Source organism: Parapedobacter sp. SGR-10 (assembly GCF_011030405.1).
Lineage (GTDB): Bacteria > Bacteroidota > Bacteroidia > Sphingobacteriales > Sphingobacteriaceae > Sphingobacterium.
The window spans coordinates 77171-99897 of sequence record NZ_JAAJTJ010000004.1 but is presented as its reverse complement, the minus strand read 5'-3'; the positions used below and the strand labels follow the sequence as shown (position 1 = coordinate 99897).

The following is a 22727-nucleotide window of genomic DNA, read 5'->3' as shown; positions in this document are numbered from 1 at the left end:
GTGTTTGTTGTGAAAAGTAACCAGTTTTGCGTCGAAGTATGATCGATCTGCTAGAACAGCAACATACATTATCGCAAGATACACTGTCATTGGCACAACTCAATTGTTCTTTGGAAGAAACTCATGTTCCTATGAAGTAAAGCTCGATTTCTTTAAAAGCATGTTACGTAGCGAGGGTATATTGTTGATGCAGATTGAGCCAAAGTATATACACTTAGGTTCGATGTATATAGACTTTGTCTTCATGTACGTAGACATCGTCAGTATGTATATGGACTTTGTCACCATGTATGTGGAGTTTGTCTTTATGTATACAACAGTTGTCCCCATGTCCGCATACATCGTCAGCATGTATGTGGACTTTGTGCCCATGTATGGGGAGCTTGTCTTTATGTATACAGCCGTTGCCTCCATGTAGATGGACTTTGTTACAATGATATAGGATGACTCTCTTTAACCTTCTTCATCCATAAACTTTTCCAAATCATCGTCATCCTCCTCGGTATCTTCCGGATCCTCTTCCGCATCTTCCTCTTTGTTACTTTGGGACAGTTGACTCAATAGACGATCTACTTCTTCTTCCGAAGCGGTCAGCTTGGCTTTACAGATGGCGATCAGCTGTGAAGCCCTCTTGATTTTCTCTGCAAGTACATCCACAGAAACCTCTCCTGTCTCGATGTCATGAACGATAGTTTGTAGCTCTTCGAATGCGTCTGTATAGGTATAATTCTGTTCCATATCCTCTAATTTTTGGAAGTCACTGTACTTATTATCCTGCCCTCAAAGAAAGTTGTTTCGATCTGATCCCCCTCCTGGACTTGTGCAGTATGCGTGAGGGCTCTGCCATTGAGATAGGTGATGCTAAACCCTCTTTTCAACAAAAGTGTGGGATCAGCCATCTTTACCATCCGGCTGAGATGCGCCAGGCTGGCATATTGTTCTTTCAAAAGATGTTGGCTGAACAGGTTCAGCCGTTGTATCAGTATCTGGATACTGTGGCTTTCATTCTTCAATAGTGCTTTACTGTTCCACGACATTTGTTGCGCAAAAAGCTGCAATTTCTCGTTTTCCTGCGAAAATTTGTTTTTGGCCGTCGTATGCAATCTCTCCTGCGCCTGATCCAATGGAATGGCAAAGTTATGGTATTTTTGGATCAGAAAATCGGCCAACTCACTAGGGGTGATCGCATTTTTGTACGATACCATTTCGCTGACCGTTTCGTTGGTCGAATGGCCGATTCCCGTCAATACAGGTATCGGAAAGATGGCAATTGCTTTGGCCAGATTATAATTATTGTAACTGGAAAGACCGACTTCTCCACCTCCGCCGCGGATAATAGCAACCGCATCATACTCCTCGATACGCTCGGCGATCACCGCCAGCTGCTTGATGATCGAAGGAATGGACTTGTCCCCTTGAAGGAGCGCAGGATAAAGTGTAGTTTCAAAATAATAATCCCAGGGATTGTTTCGAATGATCTTATAAAAATCAGATAGCCCTTTACTCGTTTCTACGGAGATAATGGCCAGTCTTTTCGGAATAAGTGGAAAGGGTAACCGCTTATTGGCATCGAAAAGTCCCTCTTCCTGCAACCGTTTGATACTCTCCTTCTTTTCTTTTTCCAATTCGCCCAATACGAAAGTGGAATCGATATCCACAATCCGAAGGCTCAGTCCGTGTAAAGGATCGTACGAAATTCCTGCCTGAAAAAGGATGGTAATACCTTCCCGCAAAGGTTCGTTCAACAGATTGATAAATTGTTGATTAATGCGTTCAAAGTCGTTACGCCATAAAATGGAGCGAATCTCGGCTACGATCTTGCCATCTTTCTTCTCGACCAGTTCCGGATAGCAATGTCCCGAATGTTTGTAATAATTGAGCTTGTTCATTTCCGCCTTGATCCAATATAGACTCCTATAACGATCGGCAATCGTCTTTTGGATACTCTTCGTGACCTCCAATAGCGAAAAAACAGTTCTATCATTGACAACTTCAGGCATAACCCAAACTTAAATAAATTTATCTTTAAATACAATTGAAAAATGGCTTTATCAGCAGGAGGTATAGCTAAAGGGGATTGATGGAATAAAACGAAGGTTTAATTTATACAGTTTTAATGCGCCTCTGTCGCCGGCGCATGGCGACTTAGTTATGTGTTCGTGTTTGTTTTCATAGGTACACATGCTTTCGCTTCGCTCAGGTTGGTTTGCCCCAAAGTAAGCAAAGGGCAAGACTGTGATTAATTTGTTCCAGCCGCCAAGCTCCAATCCCGAACCGCCATACACCGCGGAGCAGCCATCAGGGTCGAGTGCGGGCATGTGGGGCTGATGAAACGTCTCCGACACACAACCCTCCGCGCTGGACTGCGTATGGCTTGCATACTGCAAATTGTAAGGCCGTCAAGACGGGATCTTCACGGGCTTGCTGTCCAAATGAATCAAGGTCGATGGAGGATAGTGCTTCTTACTCTGGTTTGCAGACAGCGTATTGATGTGCAGGTAAAGCCAAGCGTTGTGGACTGCGCACGTCCATTTCACCAGCATCGGCAGGAATAGCCCTGCAACGGGAGGTTGTGCGGTGGGATGCCCCTAGCTCCGTTCAGTTTTGTCTATGGGATTGAGGGCAAAGGCCCTAGGGAGACAAAACCAAGGGCAGCAGTTGCAGGGCTATTGAGCAATGGGCCTGTGTGACAAGATGCATTGAAATGGACAAGCCTTTTGGTAGTTATGGATCAGTGTTTGTTTTCAATGGAATCCATGAGCTCGCTCCGCTCGGTTTTGGGCTTCAAAAGTCACGAGGCCGTCCGCCGGTGAGGACGGAAAGGCGGTGGAATGGAAAAAATACAAATCATCGATTAAATTAAACCTTCTATTTTTCACCTCAACACATTACCATAACATACCTATAAGTACATTTGTCTTGAAGGCGCATCGGTACAAATGCTTTTATTTACTAATATTTCGTAAATTGGCCTTCCATAGGAATGACTGCTTTATCACTCATAACACCCATAGAATACCTTAAAGGTGTAGGTCCTCAAAAAGCCGATGTGCTCAAGAAGGAATTGCAGATCTTTACAATAGGCGACCTATTGCAGCATTATCCCTTCCGTTATATAGATCGTACAAAATTCTACAAGATCCAACAGGTCTATCCCGATATGGTCGGAGCGCAGATCATCGGACGGCTCGTCTCCTTACAGGAAATCGGCGAAAAACGCGCAAGGCGGTTGGTAGGAGTCTTTAAAGACGATACCGGTCAGATGGAACTCGTTTGGTTCCAGGCTGTAACCTGGCTCAAAAAAAGCCTCAAGGTGGGAGGCGCCTATATCATCTATGGCAAGCCTTCTGAATTCAACGGGATGCTGTCCATGACCCATCCCGAAATGGAACTGTATCAAGCATCGGAAAAAAAGATCGGCAACATGACCATGCAGCCTGTCTATTCAACAACAGAAAAGCTCAAAAAGTTCAACCTCGACACCAAAGGATTGCAAAAGCTCCAACAAACAGCTTTAGAAGCTGTCTATCCTACTCTGACAGAGAGTCTGCCTGCTTATATTTTGGAGAAACACCGATTACTGGATTATCAAAAAGCACTCTTATCCATACACTTTCCCCAAAATACGCAGGAACTCGAGGCGGCGACACGTCGTTTGAAGTTTGAAGAACTCTTTTTCATCCAGCTAAGGCTATTGCGCAACAAACAGCTCAATACACAGAAATACAAAGGGCATGTCTTTGGGCAGGTAGGCGACAAATTTAATAGATTCTTCAACGAAAAACTTCCTTTTCCATTGACCAAAGCCCAAAAAAGGGTCATCAAGGAGATACGACAGGATACCCATACCGGAGCACAGATGAACCGGCTCGTACAAGGAGACGTCGGCTCGGGCAAAACCGTCGTTGCGTTGATGAGCATGCTACTGGCTATCGACAATGGCTATCAAGCCTGCATGATGGCCCCGACGGAAATATTGGCTACACAGCATTACCACGGTCTGAAAGAATTGCTGGGAGAGGATATCTGTCGCATCAAATTATTGACAGGCTCTACCTCCGCCAAAGAGCGGCGCATCATCCACCAGGAGCTGGAAGAAGGCTCCTTGGACATCCTCATCGGTACCCATGCCTTGATCGAAGACAAGGTTAAGTTTAAGAATATCGGTTTTGTGGTCATAGACGAGCAGCATCGCTTCGGGGTAGAGCAGCGGGCCAAGCTATGGCGCAAAAACCGCATCCCGCCCCACATGCTCGTCATGACGGCTACCCCTATCCCTCGAACCTTAGCCATGACCATGTACGGTGATCTGGATATTTCGATCATTGACGAGTTGCCCGCCGGCAGAAAACCTATCAAGACCGTACACTTTTTCGAAAACCAACGTCTACGCGTCTTTGGTTTCATGCGCGAAGAAATCGCCAAAGGAAGGCAGGTCTATATTGTCTATCCACTGATCAAGGAAAGTGAAAAAATGGACTTGCTCCATCTGGAAGCAGGATTGGAAAGCCTACAACGGGAATTTCCCCTACCCCAATACCGTATATCCATCGTCCATGGCAAGATGCGTGTCAAGGACAAGGATTTCGAAATGCAGCGTTTCGTCAAGGGCGAGACACAGATCATGGTGGCCACGACGGTCATCGAAGTAGGGGTCAATGTGCCCAACGCCTCTGTAATGGTCATCGAAAATGCCGAACGATTCGGATTGTCGCAGTTGCATCAGTTGCGGGGACGTGTCGGACGGGGCGCCGAACAATCGTTCTGCATTCTGATGTCCAACAATAAACTCAGCAAGGAAGGGCGAACAAGATTAGAGACCATGGTACGTACCAACGATGGTTTTGAAATCGCCGAAGTAGACCTACAACTACGTGGTCCCGGCGACATATCCGGTACCCAACAATCTGGTGTGCTAGATATGAAAATCGCTGATCTGGCCAGAGATCAGCAGTTGCTGGTGGAAGCCCGTCAATCAGTCATTGCCATCTTTACCGAAGACCCGACCTTGGCTTTATCACAAAACCAACTGCTTGTGGATTATCTAAACCAACGCTCGCCCGGTATCTCCTGGGATAAGATTTCGTAATTAATCGTCATCTTGAGCGGAGTGAAACGCAGTCGAAAGATCTCATCTAGGAATATTTCACTTATAATTAAAGTACCCCTTTCCTAACACCTTAAAAGTCCTTTATTTCATTCCACAAATCCTCCCATGCTGAATTCATGGATTCGATTAGCCTTATTTTCTTCTTTCGTGTCCAACCTTTTAGTTGTTTCTCGCGAGTAATAGCCTCTTCTATACTATTGAAACATTCATAATAAACACAAAACCTTAAATTATATTTGGCCGTAAAAGAATCAGGATATTCATGTGTTTTGTGTTCATACACCCGAGCACGCAGGTCTGAAGTAACACCAATATACAAGATGCTATTCTCTTTATTCGTCATTATATATACACAACCTCCTCGTTCCATATACTCAAATATATAAAAAAGAATTCCTCTGATGATGAGATTCTTCCACTCCACTTCGTTCCGGTCAGAATGACGTTGATGTTTTATTTTTCAGACAACTTCTACCCACAAAAACATTTATCTTTGTACGTTTGTTCCTAAACTAGGAAACAAAGAAGATTAATTGGGACTTTTCTCCCCTATCTTTAATATTATACATGGCAAAAACAAAAATATACGATACCGCTCCCAAACGCGAAACTGCTATTTTAGTCTCCGTCATCAGCCCGGCTGTGTCCGAGCAGATGGCAAAGGACTATTTGGAAGAGCTGGAATTTCTCGTGTCGACAGCAGGTGGTGAGACAAAAGCAATATTCACGCAAAAACTGCCCAAACCCGAACACGCAACTTTCGTTGGAAGCGGTAAATTGCAGGAGATCAAGGAATATGTGGAGGCGGAAGAAATCGACATGGTCGTCTTTGACGATGAGTTGTCCCCTTCACAATTGCGGAACATCGAGCGGGAACTTAAATGCAAAATCCTAGACCGTTCCAACCTGATTCTGGATATCTTTGCCAATCATGCGCAAACCGCACAGGCAAAAACACAGGTCGAACTGGCACAACTACAATATCTCTTACCGAGATTGACACGGATGTGGACACACTTGGAACGGCAACGTGGAGGGATCGGTATGCGGGGACCAGGGGAATCCCAGATCGAGACCGATAGACGTATTATCCTCAATAAAATATCCTTACTGAAGGAACGCTTAAAAATCATTGACAAACAGAACGAAACCCAACGCAAAAACCGTGGGGAAATGATTCGTGTGGCTTTGGTCGGCTATACCAATGTGGGCAAATCGACCATCTTGAATATGATCTCCAAATCGGATGTACTGATCGAAAATAAGCTCTTTGCCACTTTGGATACTACTGTGCGCAAAGTCGTCATCGACAACCTCCCCTTCCTGCTTTCTGATACAGTAGGGTTTATCCGCAAGTTGCCGCATCATCTCGTCGAATCCTTCAAATCCACCTTGGATGAAGTCCGCGAAGCAGATGTGTTGATCCATGTCGTAGACATCTCCCATCCCAATTTTGAAGACCATATCATAGCGGTCAACGAGACATTGAAAGACATCAAAGCATTGGACAAACCTACCATCACCGTCTTTAACAAGATCGATGCCTACAAACCCCCGGTCGAAACAGACGAATATGGCGAAGAGATCAAGGTTACCTTAGAAGATTTCAAAAACTCATGGATGGCCAAGAATTCAGATCCCGCCATATTCCTCTCTGCTACAAAAAAAACCAATGTCGAAGAGTTCAAGCAGAAATTGTACGAGATTATTTCCGAGCTACATACCGCACGATATCCGTATAATAATTTGTTGTATTAGCTATAGGCTATAGGCAATAAGCTGTAGGCCAATATAGCCTATTGCTTACGGCCTAAAGCCTATCTCCTAAAGTCAAAACAATGAGAGATTTTAAACGATATGAAGTATGGGAAAAGAGCCATAGGCTCACTTTGCATATATTCGAAGTGACTAAATCTTTTCCATCTGATGAAAAATTTAGAATAATATCTCAAATGCAACGTGCGGCTTATTCTATTCCAAGTAATTTTGCAGAAGGATGTGGAAGACGTTCTGACAAAGATTTCGATCGGTTTATACAAATAAGTTTAGGCTCGGCTCACGAATTAGAGTACTTTGTAATTCTATCGAAAGATTTAAACTTTATTGATATAACCGTATCTTCAACATTAATAGAAGAAATAAATATGGTTAAAAAGCAATTGTTTTCATTAAGTCAAAAATTAAAGCAGTTATAGGCTTTAAGCCTATCGCCTACAGCTTAAAGCCTACAGCATAAAATGAACAAAAAAACAACATTCATCGATTGGGGTTTGGTCGATTACCAAGAAGCTTGGGACAGGCAAGAAGAACTGTTTGCACAAACCGTAGCCATCAAAAATGCAAACAGAATCAATAATACGGAAGAGCCTACCCCCAACTTCCTTATATTTACCGAACATCCCCATGTCTACACATTGGGCAAAAGCGGTCATGAAGAATACCTGCTACTGGATGAAGCCGGGCTGAAGGAAAAAGAGGCCACCTTTTACAAAATCAACCGAGGCGGGGATATTACTTATCATGGTCCAGGGCAGATCGTTGGTTATCCCATATTGGATCTGGACAATTTTTTTACGGATATCCATCTATACCTGCGTACCCTCGAAGAGGCCATCATATTGACCCTCGCAGACTATGGCATTGCTGCAGGACGCTATCCTGGATATACAGGCGTATGGCTAGATGCGGACAACGAAAAAGCCCGTAAAATCTGTGCCATGGGTGTGAGAGCTTCCCGATGGGTCACCATGCACGGCTTTGCTTTCAATGTCAACGCAGATTTAGGTTATTTTGGTCATATCGTACCCTGTGGCATAGATGATAAAGACGTCACGTCAATGGAACGTGAATTGGGCCGAAAATTGGACATCAACGAAGTAAAGGACAAACTGAAACACCATATAGCCTCCTTATTCGCGATGGAGTTGGTATAAAGATGTCCATGCTATCTCCTACCTTTCTACTAATTCTTTGACCGGTTCGCCATATTCGTCCATTTTGTCTGCCTTCATGCCCATTAGTTGGAACCATTTACGGAATGCGAAAACAAAGACAATCGACATCAGCACTAATGCCAATACGGCAAGTGAAGCCAGCATATACTGTCCATTCGGAATATAGATGTCCACCACCTGAATATAACCTGCCCAATAGGTAATAACCGACATGAATACTCCCGGGATGGCTGAACACAGCGCATACTTCCCTCGGTTCAACCGCAAGAGCATCGTCGTACAGACAATCAAGCCACAGGCGGCCAACAGCTGATTACTGATGCCGAACAGTGGCCAGATGCTACTCACGTTGCCCGTAAAGACCAGATAACCCCATGCCGAGGTGAACAGAAAACTACTCATCATGACGCCTGGCCACCAGTTCTTGTCTCCAAATTTGGGGATGACCGTTCCCAGCATCTCCTGAAGGAAAAATCTGCCCACACGAGTACCCGCATCGATCGCTGTCAGAATAAACACCGCCTCAAACATAATGGCAAAATTGTACCAATAAGCCATCAACTCATCCATAAAGGGGATGCTGTTGAAGATGTGTGCCATCCCCACAGCTAAGGATACCGCACCACCGGTACGTCCCTGTAGTTCAACTCCAATCTTGTCCACATAGCTCTGCAACTCTACCGCATGAAGTCCGGGATTGCTCGCCAGAAAATTTTCATAAGCATCCGTGGGCACGTTGATCGCAAAATAATCGCCCGGCATCAGCGTACAGGCTGCAATCAGAGCCATTAGCGCAACGAATCCCTCCACCAACATCGCTCCGTACCCAACAAACAGAATCTCCTTCTCGTTGCCCAGCATCTTGGGCGTCGTACCTGTGGCAATGATCGCATGGAATCCGGAGATAGCACCACAGGCGATCACGATAAAAATAAAAGGCCAGACCGCTCCGCCGATTACAGGACCACCACCATGAATGAACTGCGTAAGCGCAGGCATTTCCAAGCTCGGATTGACGAATATGGTGCCCACGGCAAGCATCAGAATCGTGCCGATTTTCAAGTAAGTAGAGAGATAGTCTCTCGGCACGAGCAGAAGCCATACCGGCAGAACCGAAGCTAAAAAGCCGTATACTGCAATAGCGATAGAAATTGTCGGTACGCTCCAGTGGAAAAGATTGCCAATGTACTCGTGCTGCATGAGGTCATGTCCACCGATTATCCCGGCCAACAGCAACAAGCCTCCGAGTATACTGGCGAAGGTTACACTATCCCTATGATAACGCATAATGAGTCCCATGATCACAGCGATGGGCATCGTAATGATCACCGTAAAAAGAGACCACGAAGCCTCGTGCATCGCACTGATACAGGCTAAGGAAAGCCCGGCTAAGGTCAGAACAAGGATAAACAAAATAGCTAACCCTGCGATAAGACCCGTTCCTTTTCCGATCTCTTTACGCGCTATAGTTGCCAAACTTTCCCCTTTATGTCTTACCGATGCAAAGAGTACGACCATATCGTGCACTCCTCCGCCTAACACACAACCAATTAATATCCACAGGGCACCGGGAAGATAGCCAAACTGTGCAGCCAATACGGGTCCCACGAGCGGACCTGCTGCTGCAATCGCTGCAAAGTGATGGCCGAATAGTACGTTCTTATTGGTCACCACGTAATCTTTACCATCGGCAAACTCCACTGCAGGTGTAACATTCTTTGCATTGAGGCGCAACACTTTATTCGCCATAAAAATGCCATAAAAGCGGTAAGCGATCGCAAATAATAATAGCGCTACAAACACTAGGGTAAGGGCATTAACGCCGTTTAAATATTCCATGTATGTTTATTAATCAGTTATTCAACTGGAACCAACAAAATAGCATTCGCAGGAACCGTACCGTCTTTTTTACTCGAAAAAACCTTCACATACGGATTACGCTCAAAATGGAAGTCAAATTCTCCTACCTTAACCCAAGTACTCGTTGTCTGCCCCGAAATTTCAACTTCTTTTAGATTCAATGATACGGGTTTCGCTTCCCGCCCATTAAACAATTCCATGTTAACCAGCTCCACATCATCAACCGTTCTCGGGTAATAATAGTAAACATTATATTTTCCTACCGATGCTTCCGTGTCGAAGTTAAACTTAATAAATTCATTATCCGTAGCCAAACTATTTTTAAAATAATGTTTACCGTACCCTTTTAACGGTACCGTTTCCCATTCGCCAACTACTTCAATATTTTCCGTATCCGTGACCTGCACCAAAACGTCGGGTTGTCGATAATCTGCTTTTGGATTTTCTTTCAATACCTTTTTTATATCTGCTACTTCCACATCTTGAACCGCGATTTTTTGGTCTATGGCCAAGCTGGCCGCCACCGCAGCAGATTGTGCCAAAACCATAAATACAGGTTCCATGCGGATAGAACCAAAGGCAATATGCGAAGCGGAAAGGCAAACCGGCACCAACAGGTTATTTACCTCTGTTTTTTTCGGGACAATGGCGCGATAGGAAATCGGAAACGGTGGGAAACCTCCTACTTCTACGTTGCCTTCGTTCTTCACCATACCATCGACCACCAGTCGGTCGCAATTGTGCGAATCCATCGTATAAGCCGCATAGCCGATATCATCCGTAACGACTTCTCTGCCCTGACAATGGTGTTGCGTCATGACCACATCACTGATCATTCTCCTGGCTTCGCGGATATACAACTGTGGCGACCAATGCTTATTCTCTAAATACTCATCTTTTGGATATCCCCACTTCTTCATCTCTTTTCGGATAAATTCTGGGACAGCAGGATCATTCCCAACAAAATACAGCAGCCCTTTGGTATAGTCCTCATGCTCTTTAATGATCTTTTTACGGGTATGGTAATCTGCCTCCGGATATTCCCAATTGGCACCGATCATATCCGTCGACATGCCATTACGATTATTGATGTCCGTCTTGTTGTTGGGCATCAAACTCCAAATAAATACATCTTTTAGTTCTTTCCATGGATGGATTTCCTTTTGTCTTACCAAGAGCTCATATCGCTTCGGATCATAGTTGTCCGGCTCTGTAATCGGCACCATATTGTCCGGGTCATTCGTCAAAGCGATGCGGAAGTTATAAGCCTGTACTTTTTTGTCCCCTGTTCCGTTCGGCTTCAACGTTTCGTTGCTGATGCCCCACAACAGTCCACTGGATGGATCACCTTTGACTTTATAAGGGTCTATTCCATCTGGAAATTGATGTCCTTTTAGTAATTGCACACCGTTTAAGGTTTCATTATAGACGCTGTTATCTTCACGGCCTACATGATAGCTGACACCGGCCATTGCCAATAAATCTCCTTCATACGTACAGTCCATAAACATTTTGGCTTTCACGGTTAGCGTTGGACTATTTTGCTCATCCAGATTGGTGACGGTAATTTCTCGAATATACCCCTTCTCCTTCTTTACATTGATTAGCTGCCGGTTATAAATAACATTAATATTGGCGTTTCGGATGTACTCTTCAAAAACAGATAACGCCACTTTTGGCTCAAAAATCCAGTTTTCCAGATTTCCATAATAGGTACCCAATTTTCGGTAAAAATCCAGTGCCAAGCCGGTGACGACATACTTATTGCCAATATCTGTCATGCCCAATCCACCCGAGCTCAAACCTCCCAATCTCTTTCCTGGTTCAATAATGACCACTTTCTTGCCAGCTTTAGCAGCCGTGTAGGCAGCTATTACCCCTGCGGAGGTGCCACCATATATACAAATATCAACAGAGACCTCCCTGATTTCTCCAAAACCAAATACCGGTATTACAAATAATAAAAGAAAGAATGTCTTAATTTTTCTCATGTGTTATATCTTTAGCGCTGGTCATTATTGCCATCTATCCATTTAACAAATCCATCCGGTTGTCCATAATGTACCAACGTTTTGTGATGTGTCTCTTTAAACTGCTTCCGATGCTGCTTTAGGTGCTCGGTGTAGCTTGGGTCCAACGCATCATTCACCATTTGCAAAGGCCTTTTCCGCATGTCATATAATTGTTCGTTATTGTCTTTTCCGTTATAATATATTCCATAATAAAAATCGTTGGTAACAATTCCCAACCCTGTAGAAAATTCTATAGGAACAGCCTTTCTATCCATCCGAGCATTTGTCCGGTATAGTAAAGGAACAATGCTTTGGCCCTCTAGTCCAGGATCCTTATCTACTCCTGCAAGCTCAAAAATAGTAGGAATGATATCCAAGCCGTTAGATATGAGGTTCACGGAGTCTATGCGACCACCTTCTAGGTCAGGATGAATCACGACAAATGGAACATGACACACTTCATCGAAAAAGAGCCCTTTTCCGGCCATTTGATGACTTCCTAATGATTCTCCATGGTCGCTTGTGAAGATAATACAGGTGTTTTCTGCCATTCCACTCGCTTCCAGGCCATCTAATAAGAGACCGAGCTCTTTGTCAAACTCTTCGACAAACCTACAATACGCATAGCGGTGGAGCAGCCATTCCGTATCGCTGTACTGTCCCCTATATCTTCCGAAAGCGGGTGCCATTCCTTTCTCCTCTCCTATACCCGAGATGACACTCGGTTCATCAGTTTGAGGCAAATAATTATCTGGCAAAGGGGGTGCTTGACGCAGGTAGTAATCAACGGGCTCATATCCACCGGCACCCGGATGGCCGATAGGAATTTTAAGTGTCTCTAATACGGATGTCCTTAACTTTGCCTTCCAGCCCTCACCTTTTGTGCGTTGCAGAATTTTCTCCATATCAAATCCGTTGTTCTGAATATGTGCATAGCAGATATCATGCGGATTCATCAACGAAGTTACCATGAAAAAAGGGTGGTGTGGATAATTGCTTCGATGTCTTTGCAACGTGTTAATAGCTTGTGGTACACAATCCATCCCTCGATACTCGTATTCACCAGCGTACACCTCGAATCCCATATCTTCCGGTGTAAATTTGTACCCACGCGGGCCAAAATGCGTTTTACCTCCATAGTAGGTTTTATACCCTTGTTCCTGTATTTTATGCGCTATTTTCTTTTCTTTTGCATACGCTACCATGTCCGTTCGTTGTATGTCAATTCCTTTGGGTACATGCACACCAAACTTGCTCGGACGCCCCCCTGTAAACATACTTACTCGTGATGGAAGACACGCTGGATTGACAGTATACGCCTTGTCAAAGCGGATGCCTGCGTTTAACAACCGATCTATATTCGGTGTCCGGACATACGGGTTACCCATCGCCGACATATAATCCCAGTTCAGCTGATCACTGATAATCAGCAATATATTCGGCTTTTCCTTTTGCCTCGATGATATCGAACTTTCCTTTTGAGCGTGTCCGTCAAAAATGATCCCGATTAAAATCATCGTTGCTATGCCGGCTATTTTAAGCCGTTTAGTCAATGATGAGGTTTTCGTTTTTACCATATCTCTATATTTTTATCTCTATAGCCCATTCTCTTATTTCTGCATCTTAATATCTACGATTAGATAACCTGAATTGGCGTTTGCTGACCTATTAACAACATATAAAACACCATATTTTCCATCAGCCGTCTTGAACGGAGCAACGTGACCGTTCCCTAGTCCGCCAGAAGACTCACTCGCTGTCGCGCTTGATTCCTCATATACAGCTTCAATATCCGCCGCAGAGGCCAACAAATCAAATTCTTCACGGGTAAACGTGGTTATTTTCTTCAATAATGTTTGGTTCCGGACAGGCCAATTTTCTAGCCCATCATCACCAAATCTGGCGATAGTATAGATATTCGACGCAACCGTAGCCATCGTAGGTGAAGTTACGTTATACCCTGTACCTGAACTATAAAAGACGACCAAATCAACATCTGCTGATTTCGCAGCAATTCCTTCTGCCACATAAGTCTCCCCCGTAGCGGTGTTAAAAAAATGTCCGTGGACCGTATTAAATTGTGCTCCCATGTTCACGCCGTAGTAGGCAGTAAAATCAGCTTCCACAGACCGCTCGACGAACAAGGAATAGGGTTGTCGGTGAATATTACCCAACACATCCATCACCTCTATCGTAAAAGACAACGTTTTGTCTGCATCTGCTACTGTCGGCTGATAGGCAAAGTCGTAGTTATCCTCTTTCGGATCATCAAAAGTCTCTTTTGTTAAATCCGTCAATTCAGTTTGATCTAACAGCGTTTTGATATACCTGATTTCGTTCTCAGACGTCACTGACACTGTAAATGCGACCTCTTCGTTATCTTTCACCTCATTGGGTGCTTCCGCGGGAATGCTCACCTGGATATCAGCAGGAGCAGATTGTACATATATCGTAAAATCTTTATCTACCGACTTGCCTTCGGCATCTATTATGGTCAACCGGAATATTAAGCTCCTTCCGACATCCGCTGCTGTTACTGTGTACGTATATTTCAGATCTATCGCATTCGCCGTTGCCGACGCAGTCTCTAAATCCACCTCGTCAAGACGTAATATCGCTTCCTGAATCTTTGCTTCAGCTTTTGCACTTATCGTCAGGTCAAATACGATTTCGTCCTTTGAAGTCACCGCATACGGAATATCGACATTCTGTTCAACGTTCACCGCAAACCCATTCGGAAGTTGCAATTCGCCTTCATCTTTTTTACAGGCTCCTAGAGCCAGTACGAAGATAAGGACGTACCATTTTGTCAATGTGTTCTTCATAACTTCTTTAATTAACGTAAAATGGAATGACACCAGTTGCTACTTTCTTATTGGCATCGTCCCGTACAAATACGATAAGGCGGTAGCCCCCTGTGGCTGAAGGTGCCTTAAAAGAGATAGTTGCCGCAGTATGGTCGGTTATCAGTCCTTCCATTGGAGGTGGAAGACTTCCATCCGAACTAAATGTCCCTTCTTTCATAATCATCCAATCGTAGGTCAGTGGGTCCCCGTCAGGATCCGATGCGACTACCGAAGCCGTATTATCCGAATTTTTCGCTACTTTAATATTTTCCTCCGCCTTCTTCCCATTCATAAGGATATCATCTCTATCTTCAATAATAGGTGCGCGATTAGCCGGGTATGCCCCCGTCCACGCATATTGCATCGCATCTACGGCCGGGGATGTGTAGCCCTTCTTATCCAAGAGACTATACCAGGTCAATACTGCTCCATGCGTTTGATACCCCCATAAAAAGACAAAGGATCCAATACAGCCATTTGACTTGTTTGCAAAAATATGGTCTTGATACGACTGTAAATAGATCGTGGCCTTTTCTGTACTTGTCTGTTCGACAAGCCCGCCCCAGTCCAGTATTCGGGTTGGCTCAGGAGCCATCTGCCAGGTTCCTCTCGGACCAAATTCAGTAATCATATAGGGTTTTTCCCAACCGGCTGCTGCAAGGTTATTGATTACGTTGGGCAATGTGGGAGCATACACATTTATCGATAATATGTCTATTTCGGGTGCCATATCGATGATGTGTAGAATCTTGGCCGGGTCAGAATTAGACAAGGCAACCGTTGTCGGGTGATTTGGATCTACTTCGTGAATAAATTTTGCAACATCATTAATAGCTGACCATAGCTTTATATTGGTATAGCTTGCTTCGGCCTCATTACCAATCGACCAACACAACAATGCCGGATGATCTTTAAACCTGATCACATCATTTTTCATGGCTTCCAATTGCTGGGCGACGGCTTCTTCATTATCATAATCAAACCCATCTGCTTCTTTTTTCATATACAATCCGAAATTAACATACAAACCAGCCTCATAAGCCTCGTCCAATATTCTACGGCTATCATCACTAACGCCATAGGTTCTTATCACGTTAGCGCCAAATTCAGCAGGCATACCATAGAAACCATTTGTACAGGCTCCTTTTATATAAAACTCTTCGCCGTCCACAAACATTTTCCATTCACTGCTCTCCTTCGAGAGCGTTACCTTCACCGGTGGCGGGAGCACGGTCTCTTCAAAAGAAGCCGGAGGTATGGGGTAGTCGTAGCGGTCTGTACAACTACATAATAGCATAATCAATACAGAAAATACGGTAGTCTTTAGATGTATTACTAAATATTTCATGACTAATGGGGTTTAGTGTTTCCGGGTATAATAATCTGATCCAAATCGAGTAACTTTTGCTCAAGAAGTTCATAGGAAATGTCCTGAACCGATTGCCTTGCATCAATGGCCATAGAAGCAGCGACTGCTGCCGATTGTCCTAACACCATATAAACAGGCTCCATCCGCAGCGAACTGATCGCTACGTGGGAAGCCGACAAACAGACCGGCACCAATAGATTAGTGCATTCTTCTCGCTTAGGTGTGAGGGAGTAATAACTGATCGAATACGGTGTAACCGGTTCAAAAATCGTTCCCTCATACCTCAATTTTCCGTTTTCGTCCAGTACTTTCGACACATAATGGCAATCCAGGGGATAAGAGCCTACACCTATCGGATGAGATACACCCACTCTATTTTTCTTGGTCACGTTCTTCTCAACCATTACATATTCGCCAATCATTCTTCTTGCCTCACGGACATACATATGGTGCGGAAAATTGCCAGTTTCTTCAAACTCATCTTTCGCTAAGCCCCAGTCTTTCATTTCATACCGTATATGTTGAGGAATACGTGGGTCATGCTCCAGCAGCCACAACATACCCAGTGCATAGTCCCGGTGCAATTGCTCAATTTCTTTCCGCTGCTTATAATCCGCTTCCGCATAATCATAGCTCGCACCAAAGAAGTCGAGATGATTGGTATCCGTCTTGCGATTGGGCATAGGTGTCAACGTGATAATCTTTTGCAGCGTTAAATCGGGATTTGATTGAATGCGTCGTACCAATACTTCGTACCATAATGGATTATAGTTCTTCGGCTTTTGTACTTTAACCCTATTCGTCGGATCATCGGTCAATGTTACCCGATAACAATAAGCCTGAACTCTTTTATCCGCCTGTCCTTGTTTGATTGGTACGTTAGCGTCGATATACGGCAGCAAGCCCGAACTCTTATCACCGGGAACGACGTAAGGATCAATAGCCGTCAAATCCGTACCGTTTGTAAAGTTCACGTGATAGCCATTATATGTTTCGTCGTACGTATCATTGGATTCCCGGCCCACTGTATACGATACACCAGCCTTTGCTAACAAATCGCCTTCATAAGAAGCATCAATAAATACTTTAGCGCGAATTGTTTTCCCGCTCTCTAAAAAGATCTGTTTGATTTCCCTTCCACTTTTCTGGACACCTTTGTCCAGATCCAGGCGCTCGTTGGTCCAAAGTTTGGCACCCGCTTCTTCGAGCATATCCAGCATAATCTGTTCGGCTACTTTAGACTCATAGACCCATTGCATACGTCGTTCGTCATTTTTGCCCCGATACGTCCTTTTGAACGCTCTTTCGAAAAAGACCTCCCTGTTTTCATTTCGCCAAACAGCTGGGTTAAGATAATAATCGTATACACGTTGATAAAACTCGCGGGCAAGACCACCAACCATGTCGTTTCTATTCATGTCCGTCGCGGTAAGTCCGGAGGTGGCCAAACCACCCACATGCTTGTTTTTAGAAATCAATACGACACTTTTACCCATACGCGCTGCCTGAACGGCCGCGATAACGCCAGAGGCCGTTTCTCCATAAACACAGATATCAAAAACGTTTTCCTTGCTGGACGCGAATACCTGCATATTACTACCACATATTGTTACCCACACCAACATCAATACCGTTATTTTTCTCATTTCTATCTCAATTTTAGTTTGTTATCGTTTTAAATTATAACTGTCTTAGCTTTTATACATACATCCGATACGCTAATTATATCCCGGATTTTGTGCAAAATTCTCCGGTCCCATATTGATAATCTCCGTTTCGGGGATTGGCCAGCGTATAAAATGCGGGTTGGCAGGTAGATTCGTTCTTCCACCCAAAGAACTGGCTATCTCCGGATGTCCGGCGTAATTTTTAACCTGTGGGATTAGGATACCCAACCTCTTCAGGAAATACCAGCGCTCACTATGTCCTTCAAAGGCCAATTCACGCGCCTGCTCATCAATAATATCTTTGATGGTCAATGTGCCGGTAAACTCATCGTTCCCCGCCCTTTCCCAAGTTTTGTTGAAATATTTCTTTGCCAAAGCCTGGTCACCATTCATCAGTGCAGCTTCCGCGCCGATAATATACGTCTCTGCCAGCCTGTATAAGATGAAGTCTTTATAACTTCGGGTTTCTGCTGGATTGCTCCGGGTCCATATATCGCCCAGCTTCGTGCTGCCCGGGTAGACGAATCTATTCAGTGTTCCATTTTTATACAAAGGAAAATAATCGCCCGGTTGAACTGTAACAGATCCATAAGCGATGGGTTGGTCGGTTGTATTTTTATACCGATGGATATAATACGAATTGTACCTTTTATCCTTACTTTGGTCATATAAAGAAAACAGATACGGACTTGGCAAACACCGTCCGTAGGTATAACCCCAGTTTTCATAGCTACAGGCATACTCTGCTGTTCCACCGATTTCCTGCCGATAAGATGCAATAAAATACGCTCCAAAGTAGTTACCCAAAGGCGTACCTGTTGATAGATTTCCGCCCGGATTCCGACTCCATTGCTGCACCATCAGGGCCTCCCTATGGTTGAGATCCGCACCTCGGAAAACGTCATCGAGCGCAATCAATTCATAGTGCCCGGACCGGTCTATCTCATCGACCTGCTTCAATGCTTCATCCCAGTCCTTTATCCACAGCGCAGCCATGGCTTTGATATGGCGGGCAGTAGCCTGATTAAACCTACCTGGCTCTTCCGATTGCCAATCCAAATTTTCGATAGCATAATCCAGATCCCGATACAGCAAGTCGAACACCTCTGCCGTACTTGCTGCCCGATAGGTCTTCGGATCGTCGACATTTTGCCAGGTCGTAGGTTCTGTATTTAGCCAAATTCTGTCGTAGGTCCGGTATAGGATAAAATAGGCATGCGCTCGGAAGCACCGTGCTTCTGCAATCGTCGCCCGCAAAACATCCGTATCTGGCAGCTGTTCGCCGGCATGGATGATTTCGTTGGCTTTTCCGATAATACCATACATGGTTTTCCACATGAATGCGACCTGAGAAGAAGAGGGCCTGAGGTTGTTGGGGTCATAAATACCGAAATAGTTCCCTGTTCCGCCATTGGTCACAGCAAGGTCAGTGCCACGCTCCAGGGCAAGAACGGTAGGATCATCACTTCCGTAATCGCGCAACAGTGTGTATACCGCATTCACGGCCAACTTCAGACCGCCTTCCGTACTGTAAATATAATCCGAAGAATATTTCGTTCTATTTTCTTCCTCCAGCCATTTGGTGCAGGAAGTGAATAGCAGTGCTAACGATAAAATATAAAATATGTTCCTGTTCATTGTCTTGATGTTAGAATGAAAAATTTAATCCGAATAACCATGTTCTGGGCTCAGGATAAGCACCTGGATTTTGTTCGGGTCCGTACCCCTGTACTTCCGTCCATGTCCACACATTACTCATGGTGGTAAACAAGCGCAGGCTCTCCACGCCAATCCCCTTTACTACATTTGCCGGAAAAGTATAGCCCAACGATATATTCCGCAACCGGATATAGTCTGCCTTTTCATAGCCTAATGAACTCAAATACGCAGGTGGCTGTATAAAATTTGGTGCTGGTGCCTCATTGGACGGATTATTAGTCGTCCAATAGTTTCTACGCAGACCATTTCTTTTTCCCGTTAGATCTCCACCATTCCCAAACGCCGTCAGATAGGAATTATACAAATACCCACCCGCTAAATAATAGACATCCAAGGACAGGTTGAAATTTTTGTAATCAAAGCTCGTAATAAAAGAGGTGATGAACTTCGGATCCCTTGGAATGATTTCCCGATCGTCTACCGAGATGACATTATCCCCATTGATGTCCCGCACGCGGATACTACCGGGCGTAGCTGTGGGCATATGTGAATTCGCGATATCATCGTCCAATTGCCAGATGCCGTCGAAATGATAATCGTAATACACGTTCATCGACTGGCCGATGAACCAGTTGTTATTCAAGTCGTTCGCTGGATTTCCTTCTTCATCCAGCTTACCGTCAATTTTTTTGATTTTATTTCTGTTTGCGGTGAAATTCACCCCTACATTCCAAGTAAAATCATTCCTATCAATTGCAATCGTATTAATTGCAAGCTCGACACCCCGATTTTGCACATGCCCCAGATTAATCAACTGGGAGACATACCCGGAGGTTGTAGGTAATGAGCGCTCGACCAAAAGATCAGTCGTCTGCGTATCGTATAGTTCCAATGCTCCGGTAACCCGGCCCTTGAAAAAGCCATAATCCAAGCCAATGTTTGTCGAAGTTGACGTTTCCCATTTGAGGTTCGGATTAGTCAATTCTGTATTCGGCAGATAGCCGATGGCACTTTCTTCGCCAAATTCGGTCAGATATCTGGTCGCCAGACCCAATGTCGTATACGGACTGATTGCCTGGTTTCCCACCTGACCATAGCTCAATCGCAGTTTCAGATCCGATAGAAAACCGACATCTTTCAGAAATGCCTCTTGTTTCGCACGCCATGCAAAAGCTACCGACGGGAAATAACCGTATTTATTATTCGCACCGAAAACAGAAGAACCGTCGACACGTATTGCTGCTGTAAACAAGTAGCGGCTATCGTAATTATAACGCGCCCGCATCAAATACGACAACAATTTTCGATCTGAAAATTCATACACCGGAATAGCGTACTCATCCGCCGAAGCAATAGCATGATAATACAGGTCATCGTTGGGAAATCCAAATCCCGTATTCGCAATACGTTTCCATTGAATACCGTTCAAACTCGCCATAGCTGTTCCGTCAATATGGTGTACGCCAAAATCTTTTGTATAATTCAAGATATTCTCCACCAGATAGTCCGTGTACGTACTTTCCCCCAAAGTAGCCCTACCTCCGTTGTTTCGACCCGTAAAATGATTGATTCCCAGATACGAGTTCTCCTGCACTTTCCGTGTATTCAGACTCGTATTTAATCGATAAGACAACCCCTTTACTATTTTCCAATCGGCAAAAAAATTGAAGTTCAGTCGGTCTGTAATATTATCGTTTTTTGCATTCATATTGTTCCATAGCGGATTATAGTGTGATTCACCCGCCTCGGTGACATCTTCCCGTAGCGAACCGTCATCCTTATATACCTCCGCCAGTGGTGGCATGGTAATAAATGAACTAAATGTCCCGTCTGCAATCGTCCGAAACGACTTTGTATAGGCAATATTCGAACCTAACGTTATTTTTTCCGATAGCTTCTGGTCTATATTCAGTCTTCCTGTAAACCGTTTAAAATCCGATGAAGGGACTATACCATCTTGGTAGAAATGTCCTAAAGACAGGGCATATTTTGTCTTTTCATTTCCCGATTGAATGAGTACATCGTTTTTATTCTGCCAGGAAGGGCTAAGCATCACGTCTTCCCAATCCACATAATCCTTGGAATGATACACCTTCTGCATGAGACCCCGAAAAGCCTCACTTTCATTATAATAACCGTACGCATTGTAGAAAGCCTCTTTTCGATAAGCTGCCCATTGCTCGCCATCATAAAATTCAAAATTGCGATAGAGGTTCTGCACTCCTCCGTAGGAATTGACGTTCACTTTCGTCTCACCCGAAATACCTCTTTTCGTCGTCACTAATATGACGCCGTTGGCTGCCCGTGCTCCATAAATAGACTGCGCCGAGGCATCTTTCAAAATTTCAATAGACGCCACTTCGTTTGCGTTGATATCATCTATACTGGCCATGGGAACACCATCGACCACATACAAAGGGTCATTCCCTGCCGAGAGCGACCTGCGGCCCCGGATCAGTATATTAGAACTCCCGCCTGGCGCGGCACTTCCCATCGTCACCTGCACACCGGGAGCGGCTCCCCGTAACATCTCGTTGATGCTGGTTGTCGGCATCTTGTTGATCTGTTCGGTAGTCACCGACGATATCGCTCCTGTGATATCGCTACGCTTTTGCACGCCATAACCGACTACCACAATTTCATTCAGCGATTCAACAGACGGCATCAACTGTACCGTATATTCCGTATTCACACCTATTTTTATCGTTTCCTTACCAAAGCCCAACATACTGAATACAAGCTCAGTATCTTCATTGTCAATAGGAATGGAAAAATGACCATTCACATCAGTGGCTACCGTCTGATTGGAGGCGTTTGTTTTCACAACTACAGCTTGGATGGGCATGGACTTATCGTCAACGACGCGCCCCTGTAAAATCCGCTCCTGTTGCGCTTTTTTGATGATAACGGTATTATCACGGATGGTATACGATACCTTCAAGTCGGCTAAGACGCGCTCCATCACCTTTTCCAAAGGCACATTCTTAAACGTACCGGTCACCTTTTTGCTGTCGTTCAGATCGAGCGGAGAGTAGATAAACTTGAGCCCCGTCCGCTGATTTAACTCTTTGAATACCTCTTTGATCGTCAAGTTATTAAATGATATGGAAATAACTTGTTGATGAGCTGACACCGTCTGAAGATGAAGCAGAAATGTCAGCAGTGAGAGGCAAAAAAACCTCCCTACAGCTCCCGATAGAGCTGTTCCTATGCATTGTACTTTTCGCATTTGACTACGTTTTTAGATCGT

General features: G+C 44.5%; 16 protein-coding genes. 5 read left to right on the top strand and 11 right to left on the bottom strand.

From position 1 onward, the window contains the following. Positions 1 to 160: 160 nt before the first annotated feature. Complete coding sequence (locus G5B00_RS05340) at positions 161 to 418, top strand: hypothetical protein (protein ID WP_163872234.1); 258 nt, start codon at positions 161 to 163, stop codon at positions 416 to 418. Positions 419 to 453: 35 nt separating this feature from the next. Here G5B00_RS05340 and xseB read toward each other — a convergent pair whose 3' ends face one another. Continuing rightward, positions 454 to 738 (bottom strand): exodeoxyribonuclease VII small subunit, encoded by a 285-nt coding sequence (xseB, locus tag G5B00_RS05335; RefSeq protein ID WP_163872233.1) that lies wholly within the window; start codon positions 736 to 738, stop codon positions 454 to 456. Between the two features lie 5 nt (positions 739 to 743). Then, a complete protein-coding gene (gene xseA, locus G5B00_RS05330; RefSeq protein WP_163872232.1) occupies positions 744 to 2000 on the bottom strand; it encodes an exodeoxyribonuclease VII large subunit in 1257 nt (418 codons plus the stop codon). Positions 2001 to 2983: 983 nt separating this feature from the next. Here xseA and recG point away from each other — a divergent pair. Further along, positions 2984 to 5089, top strand: coding sequence for an ATP-dependent DNA helicase RecG (recG, locus tag G5B00_RS05325; RefSeq protein ID WP_163872231.1), 2106 nt, complete (start codon positions 2984 to 2986; stop codon positions 5087 to 5089). Between the two features lie 91 nt (positions 5090 to 5180). On the opposite strand, the gene G5B00_RS05320 is transcribed toward recG, so the two are convergent. Next, positions 5181 to 5480: a GIY-YIG nuclease family protein gene (locus G5B00_RS05320; RefSeq protein WP_163872230.1), complete on the bottom strand. Its 300-nt coding sequence runs from the start codon at positions 5478 to 5480 to the stop codon at positions 5181 to 5183. A 197-nt stretch (positions 5481 to 5677) separates the two neighbouring features. On the opposite strand from G5B00_RS05320, the gene hflX reads away from it, so the two are divergent. The 3 genes from hflX (at position 5678) to lipB (ending at position 8043) form a co-directional block, all read left to right on the top strand. Further along, positions 5678 to 6868, top strand: a complete 1191-nt coding sequence (gene hflX, locus G5B00_RS05315; RefSeq protein ID WP_163872229.1) for a GTPase HflX — start codon at positions 5678 to 5680, stop codon at positions 6866 to 6868. Between the two features lie 80 nt (positions 6869 to 6948). After that, a complete protein-coding gene (locus G5B00_RS05310; RefSeq protein WP_163872228.1) occupies positions 6949 to 7305 on the top strand; it encodes a four helix bundle protein in 357 nt (118 codons plus the stop codon). A gap of 42 nt (positions 7306 to 7347) precedes the next feature. Next, the gene (gene lipB, locus G5B00_RS05305; protein WP_163872227.1) at positions 7348 to 8043 is read left to right on the top strand and encodes a lipoyl(octanoyl) transferase LipB; all 696 of its coding nucleotides are present in this window, start codon (positions 7348 to 7350) and stop codon (positions 8041 to 8043) included. 18 nt (positions 8044 to 8061) lie between these two features. On the opposite strand, the gene G5B00_RS05300 is transcribed toward lipB, so the two are convergent. The 8 genes from G5B00_RS05300 to G5B00_RS05265 form a co-directional block, all read right to left on the bottom strand. Next, positions 8062 to 9903 (bottom strand): carbon starvation protein A, encoded by a 1842-nt coding sequence (locus G5B00_RS05300; RefSeq protein WP_163872226.1) that lies wholly within the window; start codon positions 9901 to 9903, stop codon positions 8062 to 8064. Between the two features lie 17 nt (positions 9904 to 9920). Further along, positions 9921 to 11915, bottom strand: coding sequence for an FAD-dependent oxidoreductase (locus tag G5B00_RS05295; protein WP_163872225.1), 1995 nt, complete (start codon positions 11913 to 11915; stop codon positions 9921 to 9923). Positions 11916 to 11926: 11 nt separating this feature from the next. Further along, entirely contained in the window at positions 11927 to 13513 is a 1587-nt protein-coding gene (locus tag G5B00_RS05290) for a sulfatase (protein ID WP_163872224.1), read from the bottom strand. A 33-nt stretch (positions 13514 to 13546) separates the two neighbouring features. Continuing rightward, on the bottom strand, positions 13547 to 14761 hold the full coding sequence (locus tag G5B00_RS05285) for a hypothetical protein (RefSeq protein ID WP_163872223.1): 1215 nt from the start codon (positions 14759 to 14761) through the stop codon (positions 13547 to 13549). A 7-nt stretch (positions 14762 to 14768) separates the two neighbouring features. Beyond that, positions 14769 to 16130, bottom strand: a complete 1362-nt coding sequence (locus tag G5B00_RS05280; RefSeq protein ID WP_205966309.1) for a glycoside hydrolase family 2 TIM barrel-domain containing protein — start codon at positions 16128 to 16130, stop codon at positions 14769 to 14771. 2 nt (positions 16131 to 16132) lie between these two features. Next, positions 16133 to 17797 (bottom strand): FAD-dependent oxidoreductase, encoded by a 1665-nt coding sequence (locus G5B00_RS05275; protein WP_163872222.1) that lies wholly within the window; start codon positions 17795 to 17797, stop codon positions 16133 to 16135. A gap of 72 nt (positions 17798 to 17869) precedes the next feature. Next, positions 17870 to 19456, bottom strand: a complete 1587-nt coding sequence (locus tag G5B00_RS05270; RefSeq protein ID WP_163872221.1) for a RagB/SusD family nutrient uptake outer membrane protein — start codon at positions 19454 to 19456, stop codon at positions 17870 to 17872. Positions 19457 to 19466: 10 nt separating this feature from the next. Continuing rightward, positions 19467 to 22706 (bottom strand): SusC/RagA family TonB-linked outer membrane protein, encoded by a 3240-nt coding sequence (locus G5B00_RS05265; RefSeq protein ID WP_163872220.1) that lies wholly within the window; start codon positions 22704 to 22706, stop codon positions 19467 to 19469. Between the last annotated feature and the right edge of the window lie 21 nt (positions 22707 to 22727).

What these genes read in the sequence shown, in the direction of transcription:
- G5B00_RS05340 (WP_163872234.1), top strand. Translation starts at nt 161, where the DNA reads ATGTTACGTAGCGAGGGTATATTGTTGATGCAGATTGAGCCAAAGTAT.
- xseB (WP_163872233.1), bottom strand. Translation starts at nt 738, where the DNA reads ATGGAACAGAATTATACCTATACAGACGCATTCGAAGAGCTACAAACT.
- xseA (WP_163872232.1), bottom strand. Translation starts at nt 2,000, where the DNA reads ATGCCTGAAGTTGTCAATGATAGAACTGTTTTTTCGCTATTGGAGGTC.
- recG (WP_163872231.1), top strand. Translation starts at nt 2,984, where the DNA reads ATGACTGCTTTATCACTCATAACACCCATAGAATACCTTAAAGGTGTA.
- G5B00_RS05320 (WP_163872230.1), bottom strand. Translation starts at nt 5,480, where the DNA reads ATGGAACGAGGAGGTTGTGTATATATAATGACGAATAAAGAGAATAGC.
- hflX (WP_163872229.1), top strand. Translation starts at nt 5,678, where the DNA reads ATGGCAAAAACAAAAATATACGATACCGCTCCCAAACGCGAAACTGCT.
- G5B00_RS05310 (WP_163872228.1), top strand. Translation starts at nt 6,949, where the DNA reads ATGAGAGATTTTAAACGATATGAAGTATGGGAAAAGAGCCATAGGCTC.
- lipB (WP_163872227.1), top strand. Translation starts at nt 7,348, where the DNA reads ATGAACAAAAAAACAACATTCATCGATTGGGGTTTGGTCGATTACCAA.
- G5B00_RS05300 (WP_163872226.1), bottom strand. Translation starts at nt 9,903, where the DNA reads ATGGAATATTTAAACGGCGTTAATGCCCTTACCCTAGTGTTTGTAGCG.
- G5B00_RS05295 (WP_163872225.1), bottom strand. Translation starts at nt 11,915, where the DNA reads ATGAGAAAAATTAAGACATTCTTTCTTTTATTATTTGTAATACCGGTA.
- G5B00_RS05290 (WP_163872224.1), bottom strand. Translation starts at nt 13,513, where the DNA reads ATGGTAAAAACGAAAACCTCATCATTGACTAAACGGCTTAAAATAGCC.
- G5B00_RS05285 (WP_163872223.1), bottom strand. Translation starts at nt 14,761, where the DNA reads ATGAAGAACACATTGACAAAATGGTACGTCCTTATCTTCGTACTGGCT.
- G5B00_RS05280 (WP_205966309.1), bottom strand. Translation starts at nt 16,130, where the DNA reads ATGAAATATTTAGTAATACATCTAAAGACTACCGTATTTTCTGTATTG.
- G5B00_RS05275 (WP_163872222.1), bottom strand. Translation starts at nt 17,797, where the DNA reads ATGAGAAAAATAACGGTATTGATGTTGGTGTGGGTAACAATATGTGGT.
- G5B00_RS05270 (WP_163872221.1), bottom strand. Translation starts at nt 19,456, where the DNA reads ATGAACAGGAACATATTTTATATTTTATCGTTAGCACTGCTATTCACT.
- G5B00_RS05265 (WP_163872220.1), bottom strand. Translation starts at nt 22,706, where the DNA reads ATGCGAAAAGTACAATGCATAGGAACAGCTCTATCGGGAGCTGTAGGG.